General features: G+C 66.7%; 7 protein-coding genes. 5 read left to right on the top strand and 2 right to left on the bottom strand.

The window, feature by feature from the left end; genetic code table 11:
* Positions 1 to 68 precede the first annotated feature (68 nt).
* From VML93_RS34175 to VML93_RS34165, 3 genes are read left to right on the top strand one after another with little or no spacing between them, the layout of a single operon-like run.
* Complete coding sequence (locus VML93_RS34175) at positions 69 to 2,312, top strand: molybdopterin-dependent oxidoreductase (RefSeq protein WP_325617595.1); 2,244 nt, start codon at positions 69 to 71, stop codon at positions 2,310 to 2,312.
* Positions 2,309 to 2,749 (top strand): cupin domain-containing protein, encoded by a 441-nt coding sequence (locus VML93_RS34170; RefSeq protein ID WP_325617593.1) that lies wholly within the window; start codon positions 2,309 to 2,311, stop codon positions 2,747 to 2,749. Before VML93_RS34175 ends, VML93_RS34170 begins: the two co-directional genes overlap by 4 nt.
* A 10-nt stretch (positions 2,750 to 2,759) precedes the next feature.
* Positions 2,760 to 3,275: a nuclear transport factor 2 family protein gene (locus tag VML93_RS34165; protein WP_325617591.1), complete on the top strand. Its 516-nt coding sequence runs from the start codon at positions 2,760 to 2,762 to the stop codon at positions 3,273 to 3,275.
* A 7-nt stretch (positions 3,276 to 3,282) separates the two neighbouring features.
* Here the strand turns inward: VML93_RS34165 and VML93_RS34160 are convergent, their stop codons facing one another.
* Complete coding sequence (locus VML93_RS34160; protein ID WP_325617589.1) at positions 3,283 to 3,882, bottom strand: PaaI family thioesterase; 600 nt, start codon at positions 3,880 to 3,882, stop codon at positions 3,283 to 3,285.
* Between the two features lie 153 nt (positions 3,883 to 4,035).
* On the opposite strand from VML93_RS34160, the gene VML93_RS34155 reads away from it, so the two are divergent.
* On the top strand, positions 4,036 to 4,725 hold the full coding sequence (locus tag VML93_RS34155; RefSeq protein ID WP_325617587.1) for a PadR family transcriptional regulator: 690 nt from the start codon (positions 4,036 to 4,038) through the stop codon (positions 4,723 to 4,725).
* On the opposite strand, the gene VML93_RS34150 is transcribed toward VML93_RS34155, so the two are convergent.
* Complete coding sequence (locus VML93_RS34150; protein WP_325617585.1) at positions 4,722 to 6,437, bottom strand: 3-ketosteroid-delta-1-dehydrogenase; 1,716 nt, start codon at positions 6,435 to 6,437, stop codon at positions 4,722 to 4,724. The genes VML93_RS34155 and VML93_RS34150 overlap by 4 nt on opposite strands.
* A gap of 103 nt (positions 6,438 to 6,540) precedes the next feature.
* Between VML93_RS34150 and VML93_RS34145 the strand changes: the two genes are divergently transcribed.
* A partial coding sequence (locus VML93_RS34145; RefSeq protein WP_325617583.1) for a Rieske 2Fe-2S domain-containing protein occupies positions 6,541 to 7,610 on the top strand: 1,070 nt, incomplete at its 3' end.

Below are 7,610 nucleotides of genomic sequence, written 5' to 3'. Positions count from 1 at the left end.
CTTGGTGTGCTTGGCGACCTGCATTATGCCCGCTTCCGGTACCAGCAGTAGCGGAATAAGGTGGGTGGGTGACAACCCGCGAAGACGGCAAACATCTGCGCACCTGTCCGCTGTGTGAAGCCATGTGCGGCTTGGAGATTCGCGTCGAAAACGACCGAGTCACCAGCATCCGCGGCAACCGCGACGACGTATGGAGCCGTGGACACCTCTGCCCGAAGGGTGTGTCGCTGGCCGCGTTGCACGACGACCCGGACCGTATCCGCCGACCGCTGATCAAAGTCGACGGGCAGTGGCAGGAGGTCAGCTGGGACGCGGCGTTACGCCGCTGCACCGAGTTGTTGACCCCGGTGATCCGCAAGTACGGGATCGGCGCGGTCACCGCCTACACCGGAAACCCGCTGGCGCACTCGTTCTCGCTGGCCCGCTACGCCGGTGTGCTGCTGGGCATGTCGGGAATGCCGGTCACCTATTCGCCGGGGACGGTCGACCAATGGCCGAAGAACCTGTCGTCGCACCTGATGTACGGGTTGTGGTGGAACTTTCCGGTGCCCGACATCGAACGCACCGACCTGATGGTCATCATGGGCGCCAACCCCGCCGCGTCGCAGGGCTCGCTGCTGGCCGCACCCGACGTGATGGGCCTGATCAGCAAGATCCGCAAACGCGGCAAGGTGATCGTGATCGACCCGGTGCGCACTCAGACCGCCGCGCAGGCCGACGAGTGGCTGCCGATCGTCCCGGGCACCGACGCCGCGCTGCTGCTGGCTGTCGCGCACACGCTGTTCGACGAGGACCTGGTCGATCCCGGTCCGCACGTGGACGGTGTCGACACCATGCGCCGGGTCGCCGCGGACTGGCCGCCGAGTCGGGTGAGCGCCGTCACCGGTATCGACGAGGATCGCATCCGGCGGCTGGCCCGCGAGCTGGCGGGCACCGAGAAATCGGTGGTGTATGGCCGAATCGGCTTGTGCAACCAGGAGTTCGGCAGCCTGGCCAGCTGGCTGGTCGACGTGATCAACATTCTCACCGGCCATTTCGACACCCCTGGCGGCGCGATGTTCCCCAAGCCGGCGGCCTGGTCGATCACCACGCAGCCGCTGCCCGGGCTGGAAGGCGGCGCCCCCGAATTCGGCCGCTGGCACACGCGGGTTCGCGGCGCCAAGGAGGTCCTCGGACAGGCACCGGTGTCGTGCCTGGTCGAGGAGATCGCCACACCGGGCGACGGGCAGCTCAAGGCGCTGATCACGGTCGCGGGTAATCCGGTGTTGTCCTCGCCCGGCGGTGACAAGCTCGACGAGGCGCTGCCGATGCTGGAAGCGATGATCTCCGTTGACCTTTGGCTGAACGAGACGACGCGGCACGCCGATGTGATCCTCCCCGGGCTGTCGCCGCTCGAGCAGCCGCACCACGACGACCTGATCCTGCTTTTTGCGATCCGCAGCATCGCGAATTATTCGGCCCCGGTTTTCGATCCGGGGGATCGCCCGCACGAGTGGGAGATCCTGATCCGGCTGACCGGGTTGTGCACCGGCACACCGGCCGAGGAGGTCGACGTCGCGGCCATCGACGACGGCTTCTTCGACTACCTGGCCTTCACCCGGGGCGTCGACGGTGCCGAAATCCGCAAGCTCTACTCGCACGGCGGCCCGGAGCGGATGCTGGATCTCACGTTGCGCACCGGACCCTTCGGAGACCAGTACGGCGAAAACCCCGGCGGGCTCACGCTGGACCTGCTCAAGGCCAATCCGAACGGAATCGACTTCGGGCCGATGGTGCCGCAACTTCCCGATATCCTCGGCACGCCCGACAAGAAAATCCGGCTCGCCCCGCAGTATCTGCTCGACGACCTGCCGCGGCTGGCCGCGCGCCTGGAGCGCCCGGCCGAACCGCTGGTGCTGGTGAGCCGTAGACACCTGCGGTCGAACAACACCTGGCTGCACAACGTGCCGGCCCTGATGAAGGGCAAGGACCGGTGCACGCTGCTGATGCACACCGACGATGCGGCGCGCTACGGCATCGCCGACGACGACATCGTCACGGTGAAATCGGAGGCCGGCGAAATCAGGGTGCCCGTCGAGATCACCGACGCGATCAAGCCCGGCGTGGTCTCGATGCCGCATGGCTGGGGACACGGCAAGCCGGGCACCCGCATGGCAGTGGCGAACAATTCGCCGGGCGCCAACACCAACGCCCTGTCCCCGCCGACATTCATCGACGAGCCGTCCGGTAACGGCGCCCTCAACGGCATCCCGGTGACGGTCATCGAAGACGGGTCTCGATTTCGGCCTGCTCCCGCCGGGCCGCCGCGATGAGCGGGCGGTTGCTGATCGCCGGTGTCGACGGCTCCGGGCGATCCGGCGCCGTGCGGGACGAGCGGGTCACCCTGCAAGGGGAACCGGGTTTCCAAAGTCTGGTCTATTCGGTCCTGTATTCGACGCCGTCCGAACCGTCGATTGCTGACGGAGGACGTAACGCGAACACCCTCAATTTGGGCGTCGCGGCCGGTACGACCAACTGGCTCATGATCGAATACGCCCCTGGCGCAGAGTTTTCCATGCACCACACGGACACCGTCGATTTCGACATCATCCTCTCGGGTTCGGTCGAACTGGTCCTCGATGACGGCGTGCACCCGCTTGCGGCCGGCGACTGCGTCGTGGTCACCGGTGTCGATCACGCCTGGCGCGCCGGCGCGGACGGGTGCCGGCTCAGTGTGGTGGCGATCGGAGCTACGCCGCCGCCGCGATGATCGGGGATCCATGACCAACTTGCAGCTGTGGGTCGACAAGCTGGAGATACGCGAACTCATCGAGCGGTCCATGCGGTATCTCGACGACGAGGCCGGCGCGCGGCTGGCCGAATTGTTCGCCGAAGACGGCGCTTTGCAGGTGGCCGGAACCGTGTTCGCCGGGCGGGACACGATCCGGCAGATGTTCGGCCATCGCGATCCGCCGCATTGGGCCGAACCCGGCGAATTGTTGCGGCAGCCTGCCACAGCCCACTGGAGTTCCAACCCGGTGATCGATGTCGACGGCGAAAACGCCACCGCAGAAACGGATATGTTGGTCGTCAAGAGAGACGAAGCAGGCCGCGCGCGCATCACCCTGGTCGCCCGCTACCGTGACCGGCTGCGCCATGGCGACTCCGGCTGGGTCATCGTCAACAGGACCGGGGTGTCGATCGCCCGCCCGGGTGAGGAGGGCACCGGCATGGAATGGGCGCGGGCGCTGGAGCGGATGCTGGCCGAGGCCCGTGCCCGATTCCGGTTCGACTAGCGTCGCGTCAAGTCCGCGGGTGGATGAAAACGCCCTCGGCGGAGACCGTCGCGCCGTCGGGATCGCTGACCTTTCCCGCGGCGAAAGTCTTTACCCCCTGTGCCTTTTCGATCCACGCCTCGGCCCGCAGCGGCCGCTGCAGCGGCGTGGGGCGGTGATAACGCAGCGTCAGCGTTCCGGTGTAGGCGGGCCGCCCCGGCTTGTGGGCCGTGGCGCCGAGCACATGGTCCAGAATCATGGCCGCCACTCCGCCATGCACGTGACCGGGCGGACCCTCGTAGGCGGCGCCGAGGATGAACTCCGTCCACACCGACCCGTCGCTTTCGTGATGCACGACCAGCGGGGGAGCCGACGGGTTGCGCGTTCCGATGACGACATTGCCCGAAGCCGGGCCCTGCCCGTCCTCGACCGCACGCTGCCCGAACGATCCGGGCATCAGCGCCGCGCTGAGCCGGCTTGTGATGCCATCGATCTGGGCCGCAGCCGACACGACGGCATCGGGTCCCACCTCGGTGCGGATGGTCGCGTCGATCAAACGCCGCACCGACGTGGCCAGCGCCACGTAACTCGGCGACGAATCAGCCATCGCGGCAATCGGATCCACCATGGCCGCCACGATAGATGAGCCGCGCGGCACGGCGAGAAGCGTGGTGATTCATCGGGTCCAGCGTGGAACCATCGGGCGCTGCCCGCAATGTGGTGTCCCGGTCAGCGGTCGGTAATCACGCGAGCGACCGTCCGGCGTTGTTAATCTGGCGAAATGGACTCCGAAGCGGACCCGACGAGCGAAAAGTCGGTGAAGTCGGCACTTGCCGCCACCAGTCGGGCGTTGCTGTGCATGATGTCCTACGAAGAGGAGATCTCCGGCTACGACCTCAAGAAGTGGATCGACTGGAGCGTCGACCTCTACTATTGGAGCCCGTCGTACAGCCAGATTTACACCGAGCTGAAGAAGCTCGAGAGCCTGGGCCTGGTGACATCGCGCGTCGAGCGCGACGAGGGAACCCGCAGCCGTCGGCTCTACAAGATCACCGAGGCCGGGATGGCCGCGGCCATCGAGTGGGTCAACGACGCGCCGGTGGACCCGCCGGTGCTCAAACACAGTGTGCTGCTGCGGGTGACGTTCGGCCACCTCACCAACCCGGCTCGGCTCAAGGAACTGCTGCAGGAGCACATCGCCTACGCCGATGCCCGCCATCGCAAGGCGGTCGAGGATGCCGAAGGGGCCGAGGGCGAACCCGCCTGGGCGTATTCGGTGATCGCGTTGCGCTGGGCGGCGAAGTACTACGCGGCCGAGCGGGAGTTCGCGCTGGAGCTGATGAAGGACATCGACGAGGCGGACGCCGTTCTGCAGCAGGCCGGCAAGGGTGGTTTCGGCAAACCCCGCCCTAAGCCGGGCTATTGGCGTGAGGTCGAGAAGCAGGTCGAGGCCAAGCGCGCGGCTGACTAGCTGTTCGCACCCGACGCGTCGTGGGCCGCGATGTAGCCGTACACCAACCCCTGCGCGATCGTGGCACCCGCTCCGGGGTATGTCGTGCCGAACGCATTGGCGGCGGTGTTGCCGATCGCGTACAGCCCGGCGATCGCGCCGCCATCCTCGCGCAGTACCCGGGCCCGTTCGTCGGCCTTCAGCCCGCCGCAGGTACCCAGATCCGACAGCACCATCCGCACGGCGTAGAACGGGCCTTTGACCAACGGACGCAGGTTGGGGTTCGGCGTTATCGTCGGGTCGCCGTAGTACCGGTCGTAGGCGCTGCGACCTCTGCCGAAGTCAGGATCCTGACCGGCACAGGCGCTTTCGTTGAAACGGGTCGTCGTCTTCAGGAACTCCGACACGTCGACACCGATGTGTGCGGCTAGCTCGGCGAGGCTGGCGGCGCGTACCGCGATGCCCGCCTCGTACCACGCCTGCGGGATGCGCATCCGCGGGAACAGGTCGGCGCCAAAGACGTAACTGTTGCGGTACTGCTGGTCGAAGACGATCCACATCGGGTCCACCGGGTTGCCCGCCCGCTCCAGCTCGAGCAACCGCTGACCGAACGACATGTAATCGGCAGACTCGTTAGCGAACCGGCGACCGCTCTGGTCCACGATCAGGCTGCCCGGAAGCGACCGTTCGGCCAGCATCACCGTGGGCGGCTTGCCGGGTAGTGGCGCGATCGCCGGAAACCACCAGGCCTGATCCATCAAATCGATGTCGGCGCCGAGTTCCTGGGCCACCCGGATCCCGTCGCCGGTGTTGGCCGCGGCGCCCAGGCTCAGGTTGGCGCCCAGCGACTCGGACTGGAACTTCCAGCGCATGTCCATGCTGTGGTCGAAACCGCCGGTGGCCAGCACCACCCCGCGCCGTGCGGTGATCGTCACCTCCCGGCCGCCGTGCTCCACGACCGCCCCGCTCACGCGGTCGCCGTCGGCCGGATCATTCACGAGGCGCGCCAGCGCCGTGTCGGTCCAGACCGGGATGCCGGCGCGCAGCACGCCCGCGAACAGGCCGGCCGCCAGGCCCTGGCCGCCTGCCGCGTAACGCCGGCCGATCAGGCGGCCACCCACTCCCTGTGCGATTCGCTTGGCGAATGTCAGAATTCCCTTGCGCGGCAACCGAACCACAAGATTCATCCAGCGATAGTCGGCACCCGTCGTCGGTATCGGGACGCTGGCCTCCATGACGCCGGGCTGCAGCCGGGTGCGGTATTCGCCCAGAGTCGATGTGTCGAACGGGCGGCACTCGCACGTGCGGCCCGCGGCACTGCCACCGGGCTCTTCCGGGTGGTAATCGGAATAGTCACGCGCCCAAAAGAATTGCAGGGGAGTCGTCCGGCGCAGCATGTCGACCGTGGCGGACACATGCGTCAGAAAACCGGCCGATCGCGGACGGGGTGCCGTCCCGGCGACCACAGAATCCAGGTAGGCGGCGGCGCGCTCGGCGGTGTCGTTGGCGCCGGCCTCGCACAGTACTGGGCCGGCGGGCAGCCACAGTGCACCTCCGGACCGCGCGGTGGACCCGCCCACATACGACGACTTCTCCACGATCAACACCGACAGGCCGAGTTCATGGGCGGCGAGCGCCGCGGCCATGCCGGTCCCGGACCCGACCACCAGCAGATCGACGGTCGTGTCGGCCACCGGAAGTCCGGCGGGGATCGTCGTGCTGCGGGCGGTCACGTTTGGTAACGGTAGGCCGCCGGGATGCACCGGAGGAAGAGTCATCCTGTTGAGTGGAACAAGCCGGCTGCGCTCGGCGCGGTACAGGGGTTGAATATGCGCTATGAGGTCGCAGTCCGACGCCGACGAAATTCGGCTGATCGAAGCGCAGGCGGCACCGACGCGGTTCGCCCGCGGCTGGCACTGCCTTGGTCTGGTCAGGGATTATGGGGACGGCAAACCGCATGCGGTCAACGCCTTCGGCCAGAAGCTGGTGGTATTCCGCAGCGGAGACGGCAAGATCAACGTGCTCGACGGCTACTGCCGGCACATGGGCGGCGATCTGTCGCAGGGCGAGGTCAAGGGCAACGAGATCGCGTGCCCGTTCCACGACTGGCGCTGGGGCGGCGACGGCCGCTGCAAGCAGGTGCCGTACGCGCGGCGCACGCCGCGGCTGGCCCGCACCGCAACCTGGGCCACGCTGGAACAGGACGGCATGTTGTTCATCTGGAACGACCCCGAGCGCAAGCCGCCGCCATCGGACGTCACGATCCCGCGCATCGAGGGCGCCACCAGCGACGAGTGGACCGACTGGCACTGGTACACCACCGTCGTCGGCAGCAATTGCCGGGAGATCATCGACAACGTCGTGGACATGGCGCACTTCTTCTACATCCACGGCTCGCTGCCCACGTATTTCAAGAACATCTTCGAAGGGCATGTTGCGACGCAGTACATGAACGGCGAGGGTCGGCCCGACATGGGCAGCACCGAGGGCGCGAAGATGCTCGGGACGACCTCGGTGGCGTCCTATTTCGGGCCGTCGTTCATGATCGACGACCTGACCTACCACTACGAGCAGGGCGACAAGAAGACGATACTGATCAACTGTCACTACCCGATTGACGCGAATTCCTTTGTGCTGCAATACGGCATCATCGTCAAGAAATCGGACACGCTGCCCGACGAGGAGGCCATGCGGACCGCGATCAGCCTCGGCGACTACGTCAAGATGGGCTTCGAGCAGGACGTGCAGATCTGGCGACACAAGGCGCGCATCGACAACCCGCTGCTGGTCGAGGAGGACGGCCCGGTCTACCAACTGCGGCGGTGGTATCAGCAGTTTTACGTAGATGTAGCCGACGTGGAACCAGACATGGTGGACCGCTTCGAGTTCGAGCTGGACACCACCCG

The organism is Mycobacterium sp. (genome assembly GCF_035499775.1).
GTDB lineage: Bacteria > Actinomycetota > Actinomycetes > Mycobacteriales > Mycobacteriaceae > Mycobacterium.
The sequence above is the reverse complement of the archived record's forward strand: the minus strand, read 5'-3'. Positions and strand labels throughout refer to the sequence as shown.